The sequence below is a fragment of the Pseudomonas sp. B21-035 genome, assembly GCF_024748945.1.
GTDB lineage: Bacteria > Pseudomonadota > Gammaproteobacteria > Pseudomonadales > Pseudomonadaceae > Aquipseudomonas.
Genome location: NZ_CP087179.1, coordinates 5,647,928 through 5,667,322, shown reverse-complemented (window position 1 = coordinate 5,667,322; position 19,395 = coordinate 5,647,928). Strand labels below are relative to the sequence as shown.

Genomic DNA, 19,395 nt, shown 5'->3' with positions numbered 1-19,395 from the left:
ACGCATCGCAGGGCAAGTCGGGTCGCCGCACCGCCGCACCCACCAGGCCGGTAGGAGCGGCGGTGCGGCGTTCCGACTTGCCCCGCGATTGCAGTTATCAGGCAGGTTCGACGACGTTCAGAATGTTCAGCAACACCTGCACGTTCTCGGCAGCATCGTGACCAAGGCTGGTCAGATAACCGCCATCGGGCTGGTCGGTGAGCTTTTTCTCGTACAGGCGACGCGCAGCGGCGATCACCTCCTTGGAGGCAGTGTTATGGACCTTGATGCCTTCCTGGCTGCTATCCAGGTTGAACAAGGCAAGGACTTCCAGCTCGGCAATCAGTTCGGGGGTAAACGACATAAAGACTCCGACTTCCAGACAAGGAGGGCAGCACCGTCGCCGGTGCCTGGTTTTGCAGTGTAGTCAGGGAAATCCTGCTTTGCTTCAGTCCTTTTCCGGCGGCAGCTCGGGCAGGGCGCGCAAGGCGGTTTCGTACCATTCGGTGTTGAACGCGCGGTCGTCTTCAAGCATCGCATCAATCTCGTAGGCCAGCACGTGGGCCATAAGGTTGAGGATGTCTTCACGCTCGTAGCCCACCAGGGTCAGCTTGTTGAACGTGGCCTTGGCCGCTGGCGGGTTGTCGCTTTCGATCTGGTTCTCGATCGCTTCGATCAGGGTCGACTCGGCGAACGCTTCGTCGTCGTTGTCGATATCGGTAGGTTCGCTCATGGGCGCTTTCCTCTTTTGGGGTGCCCAGTTTGCCACGGGCCCGGCAGCAATGCCTTGTTATCGACAATCTTCATGATGCTGGTCAGTACCCGGCACTTGGGTCTATAACAACCCGGCCAACCCCTTTTCGGCCTGGAGGCTGTTTCATGCTCAAGCTTCATGGATTCGCGGTCAGCAACTACTACAACATGGTCAAACTGGCGCTGCTGGAAAAGGGCGTACCGTTTGAGGAAGTGCTGTTTTTCGGCGGCCAGAGCCCCGAAGCGCTGAAAATCAGCCCGCGCGGCAAAGTACCGGCGCTGCAGAGCGAAGACGGTTTTCTCAGTGAAACCAGCCTGATCCTCGACTACATCGAGCAGACCCAGCCAGGCAAGGCATTGCTGCCGGAGGGGGTATTTGCCCAGGCCAAGGTTCACGAGCTGGCCAAGGAAATCGAGCTGTACATCGAGCTGCCCGCACGTGCCTGCTACCCCGAAGCGTTTTTCGGCGCCCAGGTCGATGAAGCCATCAAGGCCAAGGCCAAGACCGAACTGCTGGCCGGTATCGCTACCCTCAAGCGCAACGGCAAGTTCAGCCCTTATGTGGCCGGCGACAGCCTGACCATCGCCGACTTGCTGTTCTGCTTCAGCGTCGACCTGGCCTATGCCGTGGGCAAGAAGGTTTTTGCCATCGATGTGCTGGAAGACTTCCCACAGGCCAAGGCGCTGCTGGAGCAGTTCAAGAACAACCCGAACGTACAGAAGATCGTCGCCGACAAGGAAGCGCAGATGCCGGCTTTCCTCGAGATGGTGCGCTCGGGCAAGCGCTGATTGGAGCACTATTGAGGCAAAAGCAGAAAGCTCCTACGTGTCTATCGGAAGCATACGGCAGCTTTCTGGCTTGATTCGTTCCAAAAATGCAGAGACTTCACGCGGCTAGGAGGCCGGAAATGTTCCGACTGCACGGATTCTCTGCAAGCAACTACTACAACATGGTCAAGCTCGCCCTGCTGGAAAAACGCCTGCCGTTCGAGGAGGTGCCCCTGCATGGTTGCCAGAACCCGCAAGTGCTGGCGATCAGCCCGCGCGGCAAGGTGCCGGTGCTGGAGGTGGCGCAGGGCTTTATCAGCGAAACCGACGCCATCCTCGATTACCTCGAAGAGGCCTGCCCTGAGGTGGCGCTGTTGCCGGCCGATCCTTTCCAGCGCGCCCAGGTGCGCGCGTTGGCCAAGGAAATCGAGCTGTACATCGAGCTGCCCGCCCGCTACTGCTATGTCGAAGTGTTCTTTGCCGGCAGGGCGACCCCGGAGGCCTTGAAGGCCAAGGCCCGGCGTGATCTGGACAAGGGCTTTGCCGCCCTGGCCCAGCGCGGTCGATTCGCCCCGTATGTGGCAGGCGAGTGCCTTACCCTGGCGGACCTGTACTTTCTCTATAGCGTCGACCTGGCCTGCCAGGTTGGCCAGCGTCTGTTCGGCATTGATTACCTGCAGCCATTGCCGGGCGCCCGGGCACTGTTCGAGCGACTGGGGGAAAATCCGAATGTGCACAAGGTCGCAGCTGACAGGAAAGCCGAAACGCCGGCTTTCCTTCAGCGCTTGCGTGCGGCTACCCAGGCAGAACTGGCTGGGTAGCAAGACGCAGGAAGGGCTTAGCGCGCGGCGAGCAGCGCCTTGCCGCGGGCTACGGCGGCGCGTACTTGCGCAGGCGCAGTCCCGCCGATGTGGTCACGGGCGTTGACCGAGCCTTCGAGGGTCAGTACGGCGAACACGTCCTGCTCGATCTGGTCGCTGAACTGGCGCAGTTCCTCCAGGCTCATCTCGGCCAGGTCCTTGCCGGTATCGACGCCGTACTTCACCGCGTGGCCAACGATTTCGTGGCAATCACGGAACGGCAGGCCGCGGCGCACCAGGTAGTCGGCCAGGTCGGTGGCGGTGCTGAAGCCGCGCAGGGCCGCTTCGCGCATGATGGCGTGGCGAGGCTTGATCGCCGGGATCATGTCGGCAAAGGCACGCAGCGAGTCGCGCAGGGTGTCGGCGGCGTCGAACAGCGGCTCTTTGTCTTCCTGGTTGTCCTTGTTGTAGGCCAGCGGCTGGCCTTTCATCAGGGTCAGCAGGCCGGTGAGGGCGCCGAACACACGGCCGGTCTTGCCGCGCACCAGCTCCGGGACATCCGGGTTCTTCTTTTGCGGCATGATCGAGCTGCCGGTGCAGAAGCGATCGGGCAGGTCGATGAACTGGAACTGCGCGCTGGTCCACAGCACCAGCTCTTCGGAGAAGCGCGACAGGTGCATCATCGCCACGCTGGCGGCGGCGCAGAACTCGATGGCAAAGTCGCGATCGGAAACGCCGTCCAGCGAGTTGCCGCCCACAGCTTCGAAGCCCAGCAGCTGGCAGGTCAGTTCGCGATCGATCGGGTAGGTGGTGCCGGCCAGCGCGGCGCTGCCCAGGGGCATGCGGTTGGTGCGCTTGCGACAATCAACCAGGCGTTCGTAGTCGCGGCTGAGCATTTCGAACCAGGCCAGCAGGTGGTGGCCGAAAGTCACCGGCTGCGCGGTTTGCAGGTGGGTAAAGCCGGGCATGATGGTCTCGGCTTCGCGCTCGGCCTGCTCCAACAGGCCCTGCTGCAGGCGGGTGATCTCGGCCAGGATCAGGTCGATTTCGTCACGCAGCCACAGGCGGATGTCGGTGGCGACCTGGTCGTTGCGGCTACGGCCGGTGTGCAGCTTCTTGCCGGTGATGCCGATGCGGTCGGTCAGGCGCGCTTCGATGTTCATGTGCACGTCTTCAAGGTCGACGCGCCAGTCGAAGTTGCCGGCCTCGATTTCGCCCTGGATGGTTTTCAGGCCATCGATGATGGTGTCGCGCTCGGCGTCGGTGAGGACGCCGACCTTCGCCAGCATGGTGGCGTGGGCGATCGAACCCATGATGTCGTGGCGGTACAGGCGCTGGTCGAAATTGACGGAGGCGGTGAAACGGGCGACGAAGGCGTCGACGGGCTCACTGAAGCGGCCGCCCCAGGACTGATTGGTCTTGTCGGTGCTCATGGATTCACTCTTGAAGGCGTGAACGGAAAAAGTGGCGTCGATCATAGCAGGATTGGCGGGGCTGCCGGAGTGCGGCGGTCGGGGCAAATGCGGGTTTATGTCGCAGCACAGGCCCGCGACAGCGCGCTTGCAACAGGATATTTATCGATTGAACGGCAGTGTTGCGGCAACCGTCTACAGTTGGACAGAGGCGCGGCATGTTTCCTGCCGGGCCAGTGAATCTTTAGCCATCGTGCGAGTCTGAGCGTGGATCGCCGTGACGGTCGTCACCTCACCTGTCTACGCTATCCTTGTGCGAGACTCACGCAGGAATCCAGCGCTATATGAATGTCCTGATCGTTGATGACGAACCCCAAGCCCGGGAACGCCTGAGCCGACTGCTCGGCGAACTGGAGGGCTATACCGTGCTGGAGCCCAGCGCCACCAATGGCGAAGAGGCCCTGGCCCTGATCGACAGCCTCAAGCCTGAGGTGGTCCTGCTCGACATTCGCATGCCGGGCCTGGATGGCCTGCAGGTCGCTGCCCGGCTGTGCGAACGCGAAGCACCGCCTGCGGTGGTGTTTTGCACCGGTGACGATGAGTTCACCGTCGAGTCGTTCAAGGACAGCACCCTGGGCTTCGTGCTCAAGCCGGTGCAGCCCGACAGCCTGCGCGACGCCTTGAAAAAGGCCGAACGGCCCAACCGCGTGCAACTGGCGGCCCTGACCCGCCCGGCCGCCGAGAGCGGCAGCGGCCCGCGCAGCCATATCAGCGCGCGCACCCGCAAGGGTATCGAGCTGATTCCGCTCGACCAGGTGATCTACTTCATTGCCGACCACAAATACGTGACCTTGCGCCACGAGGCCGGCGAAGTGCTGCTGGACGAGCCGCTCAAGGCTCTGGAAGACGAGTTTGGTGAACGCTTTGTGCGCATTCACCGCAATGCGCTGGTCGCCCGCAACCGCATCGAACGTCTGCAACGCACGCCGCTTGGGCATTTTCAGCTATTCCTCAAGGGCCTCAACGGTGATGCCCTGATCGTCAGCCGCCGGCATGTGGCTGGTGTACGCAAAATGATGCAACAGCTTTAAGGGCGGGGACCAGGGAGCGGTCGACGGCCAGGGATGGTCGGCTCCTACCATGATTTAGATCTGCTAGCGGTCTGGACTGAGCTGTTATCATCGGGCGAATCTATCTCGTACGGATCGTTCCATGTCCACTCGCGAAATCCGCATTGCCACCCGCAAAAGTGCCTTGGCCCTGTGGCAGGCCGAATATGTCAAAGCCCGTCTGGAACAGGCCCACGCCGGCCTGGTCGTGACCCTGGTGCCGATGGTCAGCCGTGGCGACAAACTGCTCGACTCGCCGCTGTCGAAAATCGGCGGCAAGGGCCTGTTCGTCAAAGAGCTGGAAACCGCGCTGCTGGAAAACCAGGCCGACATCGCCGTGCACTCGATGAAAGACGTGCCGATGGACTTCCCCGAAGGCCTGGGCCTGTTCTGCATCTGCGAGCGCGAAGACCCGCGCGATGCCTTTGTTTCCAACACCTTCGACAGCCTTGAGGCGTTGCCGGCCGGCAGTATCGTCGGTACCTCAAGCCTGCGCCGCCAGGCGCAGTTGCTGACCCGCCGCCCGGACCTCGAGATCCGCTTCTTGCGCGGCAACGTCAACACCCGTCTGGCCAAGCTCGATGCCGGCGAGTACGACGCCATCATCCTCGCCGCCGCCGGCCTGATCCGCCTGGGCTTCGAAGACCGTATCACCTCCAGCATCAGCGTCGACGACAGCCTGCCCGCAGGCGGCCAGGGCGCAGTGGGCATCGAGTGCCGCAGTGCCGACAGCGAAATCCATGCGCTGCTGGCGCCGCTGCATCACGCCGACACCGCCGACCGGGTGACTGCCGAGCGCGCCCTTAACAAACACCTCAATGGTGGCTGCCAGGTGCCGATTGCCTGCTACGCGGTGCTCGAAGGCGAGCAGCTGTGGCTGCGCGGCCTGGTTGGCGAACCGGCTGGCGGCAAGCTGCTCACGGCTCAGGCCCGTGCGCCGCGCGAGGAGGCCGAAGCGCTCGGTATCAAGGTCGCTGAAGACCTGCTGGCTCAAGGTGCCGAAGACATCCTCAAGGCGGTCTACGGCGAGGCCGGGCACCCGTGAGCGCCTGGCGCCTGCTGCTGACCCGGCCGGCCGAAGAGTGCAGCGCGCTGGCCCGCACGCTTGCTGAGCAGGGCGTGTTCAGCAGCAGCCTGCCGTTGCTGGAAACCGAGCCGCTGGCGCTGACGCCGGCGCAGCTTGGCCAGGTGCAGGCGCTCGACCAGTACAGCGCGATCATCGTCGTCAGCAAGCCGGCGGCGCGCCTGGCGCTTGAGCAACTGAACGCGCACTGGCCGCAGCTGCCCGCGCAAGCCTGGTTCACCGTTGGCGCTGCCACCGCACAGATCCTCGACGACCACGGTCTGAATGTCAGCTACCCGGCACAAGGTGATGACAGCGAAGCGCTGCTGCAACTGCCGGCGTTGACCGCGGCGATCAAGCGCCCGCAATCCCGGGTGCTGATCATCCGTGGCGAAGGCGGGCGCGAGCTGCTCGCCGAGCGTCTGGCGGCACTCGGCGCGCGGGTCGATTACCTTGAGTTGTATCGCCGCTACCTGCCGCATTACCCTGAGGCCACCCTGGTCCGGTGTATCGCCGGGGAACGCCTGAACGGCCTGGTGGTCAGCAGTGGGCAGGGTTTTCAACACTTGCGCCAACTGGCCGGTGAACACTGGCCGCAGTTGGCGCAATTGCCGTTGTTCGTGCCCAGCCCACGGGTGGCGGAACTTGCCCGCGCCAGTGGCGCACAGAATGTAGTGGATTGCCGTGGTGCCAGCGCCGCGGCTTTGCTGGCAACATTGCAGGAAACTCCTGCACCAGCCCCCTAAGGCGCTAAGCTGATTGGCGACGTGCCACAAAGCAAAGGATGGATACGTGAGCGAAACTGTCTTGCCCAACGATGAACTGAAGGCCCCAGAGGCTCCTGCGCAAACCCCCGTGGAACCTGCCAAACGCTCCGGCAACGGCCTGGCAGTCCTGGCCTTGCTGCTGGGCGCGGCAGGTGTCGCCGTTGGCGGATGGGGCGTATGGCAGGTTCGCCAGCTCCAGGGTAGCGAGCAGGGCCAGGTGCAGAGCCTGCAGGCCCTGAGCCAGCAAGCCCTGGCCCTGCAACAACGTGAACAGCAGATGTCTGCGCAGCTGGCCGGCTTGCCGCCCGCATCCGAGCTTGAAGATCGCCGGCGCCTGGTGGCGCAGTTGCAAGGCGATCAGCAACGCTTGAGCCAGCGTCTGGAAACCATCCTCGGCGCCAGCCGCAAGGACTGGCGCCTGGCCGAGGCCGAGCACCTGCTGCGCCTGGCCAGCCTGCGCCTGTCTGCCTTGCAGGACATCGCCAGTGCGCGCGAGCTGGTCAAGGGCGCCGATGAAATCCTTCGTGAACAGAGCGACCCCGGTTCGTTTGCCGCCCGTGAGCAACTGGCCAAGAGCCTGGCGACCCTCAACAGCGTCCAGCAGCCCGACCGCACCGGCCTCTTCCTCAAGCTGGCGGCCCAGCGCGAGCAGGTGTTGCAGCTCAGTGCGCAATCGCCGGAATTCACCAGCAATGCCGATGCGCTGGGTGCCTTGACCGCCGACGGCGATGGCGCCAGCCGCTGGTCGCAGTGGTGGGCAGAGCTGTCGAAGTACTTCCAGATCGATTTCGATGCTGACGACAATATTCGTCCGTTACTATCCGGGCAGTCACTCAACCAGCTGCGCCTGGCTCTGAGCCTGACCATCGAACAAGCCCAGTGGGCGGCGCTCAACGGCGAGGCCAAGGTTTATACCCAGGCCCTGGACGACGCCCGCAGCGTACTGCTGGCCAACTTCAACCCGGACAACCCGCAGAGCCAGGCGATGCTTGCCGCCCTCAACGAACTGGCCGAGCAGCCGGTCACCGTGCTGGTGCCGGACCTGGCCGACAGCATCAGTGCCGTGCAGGCCTACCTTGAGCGCCGGCATCAGCCAGTCGAGGGGGCCAAGCCATGAAGCGCGTCTACCTGCTGGCGGTGGTGGCCATTGCCGTGGCAGCCGCGCTCGGCATCGCGATCGCCAAGCACAGCGGTTATGTGCTGATTTCCTACGGCAGCTTTCGCTATCAATCGGGCCTGTGGGCAGCGCTCGCAGCCTTGGCCGGGATCATCCTGGCGCTGTTGCTGGTGCGCTACCTGGTGGGCCTGGTGCTGACCTCCGGCGGGGTGGTCAACCCCTGGTCGCGGCGTAACCGCAGCCGTCGTACCCAGCTGGCGATCGAGCAGGGCCAACTGGATCTCGCCGAGGGTCGCTGGGCCAGTGCCCAGCGCCACCTGCACCGCGCTGCCGAAGCCGAGCGTCAACCGCTGCTGTACTACCTCGGCGCTGCGCGTGCCGCCAACGAGCTGGGCCGCAGCGAAGACAGCGACAACCTCCTGGAGCGGGCACTGGAGCGCCAGCCCGAAGCGGAACTGGCCATTGCCCTGAGTCATGCCCAGTTGCAGATGGACCGCGGCGACAGCGACGCTGCCCTGGTAACCCTGCAGGCCATGCAGGAGCGTCATCCGCATAACGTTCAGGTGCTGCGCCTGTTGCAACGCCTGTACCGCGAGCGTGGCGACTGGTCGGCACTGATCCGCCTGCTGCCCGACCTGCGCAAGGATAAAGTGCTGCCGGCAGCGGAGCTGACCGAGCTTGAGCGTCGCGCCTGGGGCGAGAACCTCAACCTGGCGGCCAGCCGCGAAGGCGATGAGCAAACCGCCCGGCAATCCCTTGAGCGCGCCTGGCAGCAGCTCACTGCTGCGCAGCGCCAGGAGCCTCAGCTGGTGCTGGCCTATGCCGAGCAACTGCGCCAGCTGGGCGCCGAAAGCGAAGCCGAGCAAGCCCTGCGCGCCGCCCTCAAGCGCCAGTACGAAAGTCACCTGGCGCGCTTGTACGGGCTGGTGCGCGGCAGTGACCTGGCGCGCCAGCTGCAAACTGCCGAAGGCTGGCTCAAGGACCATCCCGACGACCCCAGCCTGCTGCTGACCCTGGGCCGTTTGAGCCTGCAGAACCGCCTGTGGGGCAAGGCACGGGATTACCTGGAAAGCAGCCTGCGCGTGCAGCGCAATCCTGAAGCCTGTGCAGAACTTGCGCGCTTGCTCGCTGGCCTGGGCGATACCGAGCGCAGCAACCAGCTGTTCCAGGAAGGCCTGGGCATGCTTGATCAGCGTCTGCTGGCATTGCCGTTGCCAGAGGCCGTGCGAGCTTGAGCTACCCATGGGCGCGCGAAAAAACGCGTGCCCATGGGCTCGAGCATATCTCCTGCTTTAGCCGGTAATTTTTCCTTCAGATGCCCAGCTATCTTTCTTGCTTAGTTCGGGATACTTCCCTTGTCGTTCAGGGACTTGTCCCGGCTGTCTTGCCTTGATACAAGCCGCGCCTTTCCTCTACCGTTGTCGCCTGTCCATCGCGCTCCTGGATTCGCCATGTCGTTGGCCCGCTTGCGTTCACTGTTCTTCCCGGCGTTGCTGGCATCGGTACTGGTCCAGGCTGCCGCCTATTACCTGGAATTCGGCATGGGCCTGGTGCCTTGCCCGCTGTGCTACAGCCAACGTTTGTTTTTGGGCGCCTTTGCTCTGGTTTGCCTGTGCGCGGTAGTGCATTCCCCAGGGCGTCTGGGCACCCGCATCTATGCCGCGCTGGCGTTGTTCTTCGCCACCGGCGGGGCACTGTTGGCCGCCCGGCATGTCTGGCTGCAAGGCAATCCGGCGCTCTCGAGCATCGAATGCGAACCGGCTTTTGACTATGTCCTCGAAAGCATGCCTATGCTTCAGGTCGTCAAGGCAATGATCATCGGCAGCCCGGATTGCGTGCCAATCACCTGGAGTTTCCTCGACCTGACCATCCCTGAGTGGAGCCTTTTGTCGTTCGTCTTGCTGGCAACCCTGCCGACCTGTCGCCTGCTCGGGCGCACCCGGCCACTGTTCAGTCGCTCGGTAAAAAACTGAGGCGAAGTTTTTCACTGTGCAAGCGACCGGCGGCAAAGGATGGGCGGATTAAACACTTGTATGAACTTTGTCGCGTGCGTACCTTGAAGGCTAGGGCGCACGGGAATAATCTCCCTGCACGCATACCGAAAACACAGCTGCTCGATGCCGCTCTGCTGACTTCACCTTTGCTCTGCACATTTGCGGCGCGGGGGCAGGGGGCATTACCCAGAAGGGAAGAGATCGCCATGCTAGATAGTTGTCAGAATGCTCAGGAACGCTGGGGTGGGGTCCATAAACTCATTGACCGCTGGTTGGATGAGCGTACAGAGCTGGTGACGGCTTTCCGCGAGCTGCGTGATGCCAAACCGGCCTTTGCCGACAAGGACAAGAGCCGGGACTTCTGTGCGGTACTGGTCGACTACGTGTCAGCCTGGCATTTCGAAGTGAGCGAGCAACTGGTCAGCGAAGCCAAGGCGTTTGGCGATACTCGCGGGCTCGAGCTGGCCAAGCAGATCAGCCCGCGCATTGATGCAATTACCGAAATCGCGTCGGCGTTCAACGATCATTGCGACAAGGGCGACTGCAATGACTCTGAGCGCTTCGCGAAAAAGCTTCGCGAGCTGGGCAGTTTGCTGCACGAACGTTTCGAACTCGAAGACTGCCTGATCGAAGTGCTGCACACCGCGCACAGCGAAGAAGGCGCAGTCCAGGCTTGAGGGTGCTGCCGACCTTCAGTCGGCAACCCCGAGCAACTCGATCTCGAACACCAGCGGCGTATAGGGCGCAATCAGGTCGCCCGCGCCTTCGGCTCCGTAGGCCTGCGCCGAAGGAATCACCAGTCGCCATTTCGATCCGCTCGCCATCTGTGGCAATGCCACTTGCCAGCCCTCGATCACACTGTCCAGATTGAACCACTGCGGCTGCTGGTTCTGATCGAACACCGTGCCATCCGGCAACTTGCCAACATAGCGAACCTGGACTTTGCCGCCGGCTTTTGGCTTGCTGCCAGTACCGGCCTGCAACTCGCTCACGAGTATCCCTTCAGCCAGTTCACGCACTCCGGCCCGGGCCCGTTCAGTGGCCAGGAATCGTTTTTCCGCGCTCAGCAATTGTTCGCTTTGTGCTTGAACTGCAGCTTGGTTGGCCTGGGCATCATGTTCGCTGAGTATTGCCGCCATGCGTTCTTGGCTCAGGGCCAATGGCTTGTTCTGATAAGCCTGGCGCAAGCCATCGATCAAGGCATCGAGTTGCAGGCCGGGAACTTCCGTGCGCAGGCGCTCGCCCAGGCTGGCACCCAGGCTGTAAGCCAGGTCATGGTCGCTGGCGGGTTTAGTATCAGGCGCTGCAATTAACGCTGTTGGCAACAGCAACAGGGTAAGGACTAGATAACGCGGCACAGGCTCGCTCCTGCTTCAGAGGAAATAAAGTATGCCAGCCTTCGCTCGTCACTTCGTGTAAATATCAGCAACACTTTGTGCAGCATCTACACTTGTTTCCAGCTGCAGCGATAACAACTTTGCCCAGGCATGCAACGCGGCGCATTTAATACTGTCAACATGCCCTAGCGGCGGTAGCAGCAGAAGCATAGTATGAGCCGCAATCTCGTCAGCCAGGAGGTAAACCATGTCGGCCAATAAGAAGCCAGTAAGTACGCCGTTGCACCTGCTCCAGCAACTCTCGGGCAGCCTGCTCGATCATTTGGAAAATGCCTGCTCGCAAGCGCTGGCTGATGCTGAAAAACTACTCGCCAAGTTGGAAAAACAACGTGGCAAGGCCCAGGAAAAACTGCACAAGTCGCGGCTGAAACTGCAGGACGCTGCCAAGGCTGGCAAAGCCAAGGCGCAGAAAAAAGCCAAGGACGGGGTGAGTGAACTGGAAGGTTTGCTCGACTCGCTGAAAGACCGCCAAACGCAAACCCGCACCTACATCCTGCAGCTCAAGCGTGACGCTCAGGAAAGCCTGAAACTGGCCCAGGGCGTTGGCAAGGTCAAGGAAGCTGCCGCCAAGGCATTGAGCGTGCGTTCGGCCAAACCTGCTGTTGCAGCAGCCAAGCCCGCAGCAAAACCTGCCGCCAAAGCACCGGCCAAACCTGCGGCGAAAACCGCAGCAGCCAAACCCGCAGCCAAGCCAGCGGCTAAACCTGTGGCCAAAGCGCCAGCCAAGCCAGCGGCTAAAACCGCAGCGGCTAAACCTGCCGCCAAGCCAGCGGCCAAACCAGCAGCGGCGAAAGCACCTGCCAAGCCTGCAGCAAAAACTGCAGCAGCCAAGCCTGCCGCCGCTAAACCTGCGGCTAAACCTGCGGCTAAACCTGCGGCTAAACCTGCGGCAAAACCTGCGGCAAAAACCGCAGCAGCCAAGCCAGCGGCCAAACCTGCGGCTAAAGCGCCAGCCAAGCCAGCGGCTAAAACCGCAGCGGCCAAGCCAGCGGCCAAACCAGCAGCGGCGAAAGCACCTGCCAAGCCTGCAGCCAAACCAGCAGCGGCAAAACCTGCAGCCAAGCCGGCTGCTAAACCTGCCGCAGCTAAAGCGCCGGCCAAACCCGTTGCCAAACCGGCAGCCGCTAAACCTGCAGCCAGGCCAGCCGCTGCCAAGCCAGCTCAGCCTGTAGCTGCCAAGCCTGCTACTCCAGCAGCACCTGCAGCACCCGCTGCTTCTGCACCGGCAACCACTGCGCCAGCAGCTTCGGTAGCATCGACCACTCAGACCCCGTCTTCGGCGTCCTGAGTCGTCAGCATCACGGCGCGCAGCCTTTGCAGCGCGTCGTGATGCGCACCGGCGCCTTCGGGTGCCAGCCAGCCTATCCAGTCCACTTCGGCTTCGGGCGTTGCTGCCCAGTCTTTGCAGGCCGTCTCCAGGCGCTCCAGCAGGATGCGTTCTGCCGCTAACTCCAGGCCTTTTACCTGCTCGCGCAATACCGCCAGTTGCACATCCTTGGCTGCTTCGTCACGCCAGGATTGGCGCAGTGCGCGCAACGGTTTCACCACCTCGGTTTGCCAAGCCTCGGCGAGTTCCTTGAGTTGTTTAACCCGTTGTTCGTTCGCTGCGATACCGCGTGCGCCGAGCCACACGCCGCACAGCAGCAGGCAGACGTCGCCACCCCGGGCCTGCCATTGCAGGCAGGCGGCTTCTACGCCCGGTCGAGCGTAGAGCTTCAGGGCAAAATTCCACAGGTCGGTGTGCATGGTCCCACTCGCGCCAGTTGCCGACGAAGCTGGTAGACTCCGCGGCCATTATGATCAGACTATCGAACCTCACTTTACAGCGTGGTCCACAGCGCCTGCTAGAAGGCGCCGAGATGACCCTACACGCCGGCCAGAAAGCCGGCCTGATCGGTGCCAACGGCGCCGGCAAATCCAGCCTGTTCGCCTTGCTGCGCGGTGAGCTGACGCCCGACTCCGGCGACTGCCAGCTGCCTGGCGACTGGCGCATCGCGCACATGCGCCAGGAGGTCGACACCCTCGAGCGCCTGGCGGTCGACTATGTGCTCGACGGCGATGCCCGCCTGCGCAAGGTCCAGGCCGACCTGGCTGCGGCCGAAGCTGCCCACGACGGCACTGCGTTGGCACGCCTGCATATCGAGCTCGACAGCGCCGACGGTTATACCGCCGATGCGCGGGCGCGCAAGCTGCTGGCAGGCCTGGGGTTTACCAACGAGCAGATGGACCGCCGGGTCGGCGACTTCTCTGGTGGCTGGCGGATGCGCCTGAACCTGGCCCAGGCCCTGATGTGCCCGTCTGACCTGTTGCTGCTCGACGAACCGACCAACCACCTGGATCTGGACGCCATCCTCTGGCTCGAAGACTGGCTCAAGGGCTATCCGGGCACGCTGCTGCTGATCTCCCACGACCGTGACTTCCTCGATGCCGTGGTCGATCACGTCGCCCATGTCGAGCAGTGCAAGCTGACCCTCTACCGTGGTGGCTACACCGCGTTCGAGCGCACCCGTGCCGAACGCCTGGCGCAGCAGCAGCAAGCCTACGAGAAACAGCAGGCGCAGCGCGCGCACATGGAAAAGTACATCGCCCGGTTCAAGGCCCAGGCCACCAAGGCCCGTCAGGCGCAGAGCCGGATCAAGGCTCTGGAGCGCATGGAGGAGCTGTCGGCGGCGCATGTCGATTCGCCGTTCGACTTCGTTTTCCGCGAGTCGGAGAAAATCTCCAGCCCGCTGCTCGACCTGTCCGAAGCCCGCCTGGGCTATGGCGACAAGACCATCCTCGAGAAGGTCAAGTTGCAGCTCACCCCGGGGGCGCGGATCGGCCTGCTCGGCCCCAACGGCGCGGGCAAGTCGACCCTGATCAAGAACCTCGCCGGCGAACTGGAGCCGCTCAGCGGGCGCCTGGTACGCGGCGAGAACCTCTCGGTTGGCTACTTCGCCCAGCACCAGCTCGACTCGCTGGACAACAAGGCCAGCCCGTTGCTGCACCTGCAGCGCCTGGCGCCGACCGAGCGCGAGCAGACCTTGCGAGACTTCCTGGGTGGATTCGATTTCCGCGGCGCGCGCATCGACGAGCCGGTGGTGAATTTCTCCGGTGGCGAAAAAGCCCGCCTGGCCCTGGCCCTGATCGCCTGGGAGCGGCCGAACCTGTTGCTGCTCGACGAACCGACCAACCACCTGGACCTGGAAATGCGCCTGGCGCTGACCATGGCCCTGCAGGAATTCAGTGGTGCGGTGTTGGTGGTCTCTCACGACCGTCACTTGCTCAAGAGCACCACCGATGACTTCCTGCTGGTCGCCGACGGCAAGGTCGAGACCTTCGACGGTGACCTGGACGACTACACCCGCTGGCTGGTCGAGTACCGTCAACGCAATGCCCCGGTCAGCACTGCGCCGGTCAATGCCGACAAAACCGACAAAAAGGCCCAGCGCCAGGCCGCTGCCGCCCTGCGTCAGCAACTGGCACCGCACAAGCGTGAAGCCGACAAGCTCGAACGCGAGCTGGGCATCGTGCATGAGCAACTGGCCAAGGTTGATGCCAGCCTGGCTGACAGCGCCCTGTATGAAGCCGCGCGCAAGGACGAGTTGCGAGAGCTGTTGGCCCAGCAGGCCAAGCTCAAGGTTCGTGAAGGGGAGCTCGAGGAAGCCTGGATGGCAGCCCTGGAGACCCTCGAGGGCATGCAGGCGGAGCTGGAGGCGTTGTCCTGATGGAGTCTTTGCAGTTGCCATTGCCGGTGGAATGGATCGCTCCGTTCTGGCTGGGTTTGCAGATCCTGCTGATACTTTCGGCGGCGTTCATCCTGCAGCGCGTGGTTGCCCGTTGCCTCAAGCGCCTGGGCGAGCGCTACCCGTTGCCACCGGAGCTGCTGATGCCGCTGCGTGGTGGCCTGCGCTGGCTGATCATGGGCAGTGCGCTGATCTTCGTGCTCGAGCGCCTGGGGGTTTCCGCCACGGTGCTGTGGACCGCACTGTCCGGGTTCGTGGCGGTTGCCGCAGTGGCGTTCTTCGCCATGTGGAGCGTGCTGTCGAACCTGCTGTGCGCGGTGCTGATCTTTACCGTCGGGCCGTTTCGCATCGGCGATGTGGTGGAACTGGTGGAAACCATCGACAAGCCGGGCGTCAAAGGCCGGGTGGTGGCCATCAACCTGTTGTTCACCACCTTGATCGAACTGCCGGAAGCGGGCGGTGCGCTGGTGCAAGTGCCCAACAGCCAGTTCTTCCAGAAATCGGTGCGGCGCTGGCGCGGTGCCGAAGTGCTGCCGCTGGTGAGCGAGAGCAAAACCCCGGGCAATTGATCGATCGCAGAAAAAAATCGTGGTGATTTTTTCGCCACGGCACTAGCTTAGAGGTTTGTAACAAGTTAGTGCCGAGGTGCGCGATGTCATTGGAAACGTGGTTGGCATTTTTTGCCGCTTGCTGGGTGATCAGTCTGTCGCCGGGTGCCGGGGCCATTGCCTCGATGTCCTGCGGCCTGCAATACGGCTTCTGGCGCGGCTACTGGAACGCGCTAGGCCTGCAGCTGGGCCTGGTGCTGCAGATTGCGATCATTGCCGCCGGCGTCGGTGCCATCCTCGCGGCATCGGCCACCGCATTCCAGGTGATCAAATGGTTCGGCGTGGCCTACCTGGTGTACCTGGCGGTCAAGCAGTGGCGGGCGCTGCCGGCTGACATCAGCGACGAATCCGCCGTGCGCCCGATCGGCAAGCCGTTGAGCCTGGTGTTCCGTGGCTTTCTGGTCAACGTCAGCAACCCCAAGGCGCTGATCTTCATGCTCGCGGTGCTGCCGCAGTTCATCAATCCGCATGCGGCGCTGGTGCCGCAGTACCTGATCATTGCCGCGACCATGGTCACGGTCGATCTGATGGTCATGGCCGGTTACACCGGGCTTGCGGCCAAAGTGCTGCGCCTGTTGCGTACGCCCCGGCAGCAGCGGCGGATGAACCGCACCTTTGCCGGACTGTTCCTGGGGGCTGCGACCTTGCTGGCGACCATTCGCCGCGCGCCGGTGTAGGAAAACAATCAGCATAAAAAAAGGCGACCCGAAGGTCGCCTTTTTACTTTCTCAACGCAGGATCTGCGCTGGCTCGTCAGGCGGCAGGTTGTTGCGCGCCGGGGTGCGTTCACGCTCCGGCATCGCGCCTACCAGCTGTTCGGCCAGTTGCTTGGCAACGTCCATGCCCAGTTCCTTGGAAACCTCACGTACCACCCGTGGGCGGTTGAGGGTGACCCGAACATCCTGGCTGTTGACCAGCTTGGTGTCCTGGCCCTCACCCATGGCGGTGAACGCCGAGGTGATCTCGTAGGTCTTGGTGTTGATCAGGCTGAAGTCGGCCACCAGGCTCAGGCCGAGGATCGCCGAATAGCTGTTGGTGTTGTCCAGGGAGGTGATATCGCGCTGGAAGTCGATATCCGACAAGGTACCGAACAGCACGTAGTCAGCACCTTTGAAGTTGCCGTTCTTGATGCGGCGGATAACGTCGTAGACGTCAGCCTTGGCATCGGCGGTGTACGGCGTACCCTGGACCAGCTGGAACATTCCGGACTTGAGAATCTCGCCCTTGATGTCGCCGCTGAACTTGCGCAGCTCGGTCTGCTCGATGTAGCTCTCGCTGCTTTCGAACTCGCTGTAGCTCGACGAACCACTGGCGTGGTACATGCTCGCCTGGCTGCTGTTCTGCGCCGAGACCATGTGGATGTACTGCTCCACACGCTCCTGGTAGGCGAGGTCGGTTACTGCGACTTTTGGGGCCGCTTGCACGCTGAACGCGCAAGCCAGGCCCAGAATGCCCATCCATGCACGCATTGCTTAGCGCTCCGTGGTCTTGCGGATTTCTTTCTCGTCCATCCACTCGGCCAGGCCGCTCTCGACGTCGATCAGCTGCAGGCTGAACTTGTAGAACACGTCCTTGTAGTCGCTGCTGCGCTTGACGATCGAGCTGATCGAGCCTTCCAGGCGGTACTTGGCGGCGATCATGTTGCCGGTCTTGGCCACGGTGCCTTTCTTGTACAGGCCGCTCTGGTTCTGCAGCTTGAGCTGGTCAACCTGGCTCTGCATCTGGGTGTTGTCGCTGGCGAAGCGGGCGGTGCCGGACTTCATCAGCTGGGTTTTGATCGACGTGGTGATCTCGCGGGTATCGATGTACTCGCTGGTCTTGTTCTTCACGTCATAGACCTGCACCACCGGGCGACCCTGGAGGATGCCGGACTGGGCCAGCGAGCGGGTCATGGACTCGGCGATCATCTGCAGGTCGGTCGAACCGAACTCGTTGGTGACCAGTTCTACGGCCTTGCTGTCGCCGTAGCCGATGTTCTTGCCGCCCAGGACCGGCGACGGGGTGCTGCAGCCGCTGACCAGGGCAATGGCGATGGCGGCGAGGGAAATGCGTGCAATCATGAAAATGTGCTCCTGCAAAAATGATTACTGAGACTGAACTTCGATACGGAAGTCGGTGGCCTGGGATACCGGGGCAATCGCCGGCAACACGCTGGCCTGCTTGCCATACAGGGTGACGGTCTTCCAGCTCTCTTCATCGGCCACCGGGAAACCGTCGTTGCCCAGCCAGGCGAAGCGGTAGAACAGGGTCTTGTTGCTGCTGCTGGTGTTGTTCAGGGACACCTTGACGGTCAAGAAGCCGTTCTCGCGCGCAACGCGCATCGGGCCGGTCTCGATGTTCTTCAGGTTGCCCATTTTCACCACTTTGCTGGCAGCGCTGCCCGGCTCTGGTGGTGGCGGGGTCGCGCAACCGGCCAGCAGGGCTGTGACGAGAACGGCGAGCAATTTGATACGCATGGCGTTTCCTTAAGGTTGTTTGAGGCTGGCGACGGCCTGGCCAGTGGCTTTTGGTGCCACCTGCAGGGCAGGGCCACCGGCGAAGACCTGGTTGCCGACTACGCGCAGGGTGACCACCTGGAACGGCCGGTCAATCTTCACGCTGACCTGGCTGCCGCCCAGGCTCGAAGGCAGGCTCAACTGGTGTTCGCCCTGACGCAGGCGCACGCGGGCTACCTGGGTTTCATCCGGCAGGGTGCGCCAGGTACGGGTGTCGGCACCTTCGGTGATGGTCGAGGCGATACCCAGTGCCAGGCCAGCCAGCGGGTTGGCGTCGTTCAGTTGCTTTTGCGCCACACCACGAGAGATAGCCCGCACGCTGGTGCGCAGGATGATCCCCGGCATGTCGTCACGCAGGGCGCGGCGGGACATGGCAGTGGTGCTGTTGAGTGCGGTCAGCTTCAGCGAGTGGTCGTTGAGGTAGATTTCGCTGAAATGCGCGGTGGAAGTGTCTTCCTTGATCACCGGGAACGACAGCGGGGTGATCACCAGGTTGCCGCTGATCGGCAGCGGCAGCGGGACGCGCACCGAGTCGCGGGCCGGAGCGAGGCCGCTCTGGATCACGATCAGGACATCGCTTTCAGTGGCTTTCGCCGCTGGCTTGTCCAGGTCGAGCAGGGCTTTTTCCAGCAGCGGGGTGTTCGGGCGCAGTTCGGCAGCCTTGCGGTAGCCCGGTGCGGCCAGGCCTTTCTCACCCAGGGCTTCGTAGACATAGCCAGACAGGTAGTGGCTGAACGCACTCTGGTAGCTGTTCTTGAGGCCCACCACTTCTGGCGCGTCGAGGCTGGCGACCGGGTAACCCTGAAGGTCCTTGTACTCGGTCTTGACGCCTTCTTTCTCGGCCTCTTCTTCGCGCTTGAGGTATTCCTTGTCGCGCAGCTCGGCAATCACCGCTTCGCGCTCGTGGGTCTTCTTGATTTCGGTACGGGCGCCGTCGAAGTCGTTCTGGGCCAGCAGGTTGAGGGCCATCTGCGTGGTCAGCATGACTTTTTCGTAGTCATAGCCTTCGTAGCGGCGCACCTTGTCGTTGACCAGGTAGCTGCCGAACTGGCTCAGGTACTTGTCGGTGTCGAGCTTGACCGACTCTTCCCACTTGAACACCACGTCATCGGCACTGCGCCAGGCCAGCTGGCTGCCGGCCAGGTCGCCCTTGGAGCGCAGCAGCTCGCCTTTCTCGAAGTAGTAGAGAAGGTCTTTGTCCTCACCCTTGTTGTTTTTTTCCAGCAGCGCCAGGGCAGCGTCGACGTTGCCGCTGGTCAGGTGCTGGTTGGTTTCCTGAAGTTCGCTGTCATAGCTGCGAAAGGCCGAGCAACCAGCCAGTTGAACGGCCGCGAGCAGTGTCGCGACGGTGAGGACACGGGATGCCATCTGAATTCTTCTTCCCTGAATTGATGAAAAGCCTGGGGGG

At 62.7% G+C, this 19,395-nt stretch carries 22 protein-coding genes and 1 pseudogene; 14 read left to right on the top strand and 9 right to left on the bottom strand.

What is annotated here, in order from left to right; all coding sequences use genetic code 11:
* Positions 1–97 precede the first annotated feature (97 nt).
* Positions 98–343 carry a TIGR02647 family protein gene (locus LOY22_RS25985; RefSeq protein WP_045200993.1) on the bottom strand — a complete coding sequence of 82 codons (246 nt, stop codon included), beginning with the start codon at positions 341–343 and terminating at the stop codon, positions 98–100.
* 84 nt (positions 344–427) lie between these two features.
* Positions 428–712 carry a hypothetical protein gene (locus tag LOY22_RS25980; RefSeq protein ID WP_045200994.1) on the bottom strand — a complete coding sequence of 95 codons (285 nt, stop codon included), beginning with the start codon at positions 710–712 and terminating at the stop codon, positions 428–430.
* A 146-nt stretch (positions 713–858) separates the two neighbouring features.
* Here LOY22_RS25980 and LOY22_RS25975 point away from each other — a divergent pair, with 146 nt between their 5' ends.
* Complete coding sequence (locus LOY22_RS25975; protein ID WP_045200996.1) at positions 859–1,521, top strand: glutathione S-transferase; 663 nt, start codon at positions 859–861, stop codon at positions 1,519–1,521.
* 119 nt (positions 1,522–1,640) lie between these two features.
* Positions 1,641–2,321 carry a glutathione S-transferase family protein gene (locus LOY22_RS25970; RefSeq protein WP_093378148.1) on the top strand — a complete coding sequence of 227 codons (681 nt, stop codon included), beginning with the start codon at positions 1,641–1,643 and terminating at the stop codon, positions 2,319–2,321.
* 17 nt (positions 2,322–2,338) lie between these two features.
* Here LOY22_RS25970 and argH read toward each other — a convergent pair whose 3' ends face one another.
* Positions 2,339–3,733, bottom strand: a complete 1,395-nt coding sequence (gene argH / locus LOY22_RS25965) for an argininosuccinate lyase (RefSeq protein ID WP_093378152.1) — start codon at positions 3,731–3,733, stop codon at positions 2,339–2,341.
* Between the two features lie 219 nt (positions 3,734–3,952).
* Here argH and LOY22_RS25960 point away from each other — a divergent pair.
* The 8 genes and pseudogenes from LOY22_RS25960 to rsd form a co-directional block, all read left to right on the top strand.
* Positions 3,953–4,060: pseudogene (locus tag LOY22_RS25960) on the top strand (sensor histidine kinase); the annotation flags it as partial.
* Positions 4,057–4,803: a LytTR family DNA-binding domain-containing protein gene (locus tag LOY22_RS25955; protein ID WP_045201002.1), complete on the top strand. Its 747-nt coding sequence runs from the start codon at positions 4,057–4,059 to the stop codon at positions 4,801–4,803. The pseudogene LOY22_RS25960 and the gene LOY22_RS25955, both read left to right, overlap by 4 nt.
* 121 nt (positions 4,804–4,924) lie before the next feature.
* Positions 4,925–5,866, top strand: coding sequence for a hydroxymethylbilane synthase (hemC, locus tag LOY22_RS25950; protein ID WP_045201004.1), 942 nt, complete (start codon positions 4,925–4,927; stop codon positions 5,864–5,866).
* On the top strand, positions 5,863–6,630 hold the full coding sequence (locus LOY22_RS25945; RefSeq protein WP_045201006.1) for a uroporphyrinogen-III synthase: 768 nt from the start codon (positions 5,863–5,865) through the stop codon (positions 6,628–6,630). The genes hemC and LOY22_RS25945 overlap by 4 nt, the downstream gene beginning before the upstream one ends.
* 46 nt (positions 6,631–6,676) lie before the next feature.
* Entirely contained in the window at positions 6,677–7,768 is a 1,092-nt protein-coding gene (locus LOY22_RS25940) for a uroporphyrinogen-III C-methyltransferase (protein ID WP_093378160.1), read from the top strand.
* Positions 7,765–9,003 carry a heme biosynthesis protein HemY gene (locus LOY22_RS25935; RefSeq protein WP_093378165.1) on the top strand — a complete coding sequence of 413 codons (1,239 nt, stop codon included), beginning with the start codon at positions 7,765–7,767 and terminating at the stop codon, positions 9,001–9,003. The genes LOY22_RS25940 and LOY22_RS25935 overlap by 4 nt, the downstream gene beginning before the upstream one ends.
* 216 nt (positions 9,004–9,219) lie before the next feature.
* Positions 9,220–9,741: a disulfide bond formation protein B gene (locus LOY22_RS25930; RefSeq protein WP_045201012.1), complete on the top strand. Its 522-nt coding sequence runs from the start codon at positions 9,220–9,222 to the stop codon at positions 9,739–9,741.
* A gap of 227 nt (positions 9,742–9,968) precedes the next feature.
* Positions 9,969–10,439, top strand: a complete 471-nt coding sequence (gene rsd, locus LOY22_RS25925; RefSeq protein ID WP_258595405.1) for a sigma D regulator — start codon at positions 9,969–9,971, stop codon at positions 10,437–10,439.
* A gap of 15 nt (positions 10,440–10,454) precedes the next feature.
* Here the strand turns inward: rsd and LOY22_RS25920 are convergent, their stop codons facing one another.
* A complete protein-coding gene (locus LOY22_RS25920) occupies positions 10,455–11,120 on the bottom strand; it encodes an FKBP-type peptidyl-prolyl cis-trans isomerase (protein ID WP_045201016.1) in 666 nt (221 codons plus the stop codon).
* A 226-nt stretch (positions 11,121–11,346) separates the two neighbouring features.
* On the opposite strand from LOY22_RS25920, the gene LOY22_RS25915 reads away from it, so the two are divergent.
* Positions 11,347–12,447 carry an AlgP family protein gene (locus LOY22_RS25915; protein WP_258595403.1) on the top strand — a complete coding sequence of 367 codons (1,101 nt, stop codon included), beginning with the start codon at positions 11,347–11,349 and terminating at the stop codon, positions 12,445–12,447.
* Here LOY22_RS25915 and LOY22_RS25910 read toward each other — a convergent pair.
* Positions 12,423–12,905: a TIGR02444 family protein gene (locus LOY22_RS25910; RefSeq protein WP_093378179.1), complete on the bottom strand. Its 483-nt coding sequence runs from the start codon at positions 12,903–12,905 to the stop codon at positions 12,423–12,425. The two genes, LOY22_RS25915 and LOY22_RS25910, sit on opposite strands and share 25 nt — an antisense overlap.
* A gap of 50 nt (positions 12,906–12,955) precedes the next feature.
* On the opposite strand from LOY22_RS25910, the gene LOY22_RS25905 reads away from it, so the two are divergent.
* From LOY22_RS25905 to LOY22_RS25895, 3 genes are all read left to right on the top strand, one after another.
* On the top strand, positions 12,956–14,866 hold the full coding sequence (locus LOY22_RS25905) for an ATP-binding cassette domain-containing protein (RefSeq protein WP_258595400.1): 1,911 nt from the start codon (positions 12,956–12,958) through the stop codon (positions 14,864–14,866).
* On the top strand, positions 14,866–15,453 hold the full coding sequence (locus tag LOY22_RS25900) for a mechanosensitive ion channel family protein (RefSeq protein ID WP_045201021.1): 588 nt from the start codon (positions 14,866–14,868) through the stop codon (positions 15,451–15,453). The genes LOY22_RS25905 and LOY22_RS25900 overlap by 1 nt, the downstream gene beginning before the upstream one ends.
* 83 nt (positions 15,454–15,536) lie before the next feature.
* Positions 15,537–16,169, top strand: coding sequence for a LysE family transporter (locus LOY22_RS25895; protein ID WP_045201023.1), 633 nt, complete (start codon positions 15,537–15,539; stop codon positions 16,167–16,169).
* Between the two features lie 51 nt (positions 16,170–16,220).
* Here LOY22_RS25895 and LOY22_RS25890 read toward each other — a convergent pair whose 3' ends face one another.
* From LOY22_RS25890 to LOY22_RS25875, 4 genes are read right to left on the bottom strand one after another with little or no spacing between them, the layout of a single operon-like run.
* Positions 16,221–16,961, bottom strand: a complete 741-nt coding sequence (locus LOY22_RS25890) for a hypothetical protein (protein WP_045201024.1) — start codon at positions 16,959–16,961, stop codon at positions 16,221–16,223.
* Positions 16,962–16,964: 3 nt separating this feature from the next.
* On the bottom strand, positions 16,965–17,552 hold the full coding sequence (lpoB, locus tag LOY22_RS25885; RefSeq protein WP_045201026.1) for a penicillin-binding protein activator LpoB: 588 nt from the start codon (positions 17,550–17,552) through the stop codon (positions 16,965–16,967).
* A gap of 24 nt (positions 17,553–17,576) precedes the next feature.
* Entirely contained in the window at positions 17,577–17,948 is a 372-nt protein-coding gene (locus LOY22_RS25880) for a YcfL family protein (RefSeq protein WP_045201027.1), read from the bottom strand.
* A 9-nt stretch (positions 17,949–17,957) separates the two neighbouring features.
* The gene (locus LOY22_RS25875) at positions 17,958–19,355 is read right to left on the bottom strand and encodes a COG3014 family protein (RefSeq protein ID WP_045201029.1); all 1,398 of its coding nucleotides are present in this window, start codon (positions 19,353–19,355) and stop codon (positions 17,958–17,960) included.
* Positions 19,356–19,395: the final 40 nt, after the last annotated feature.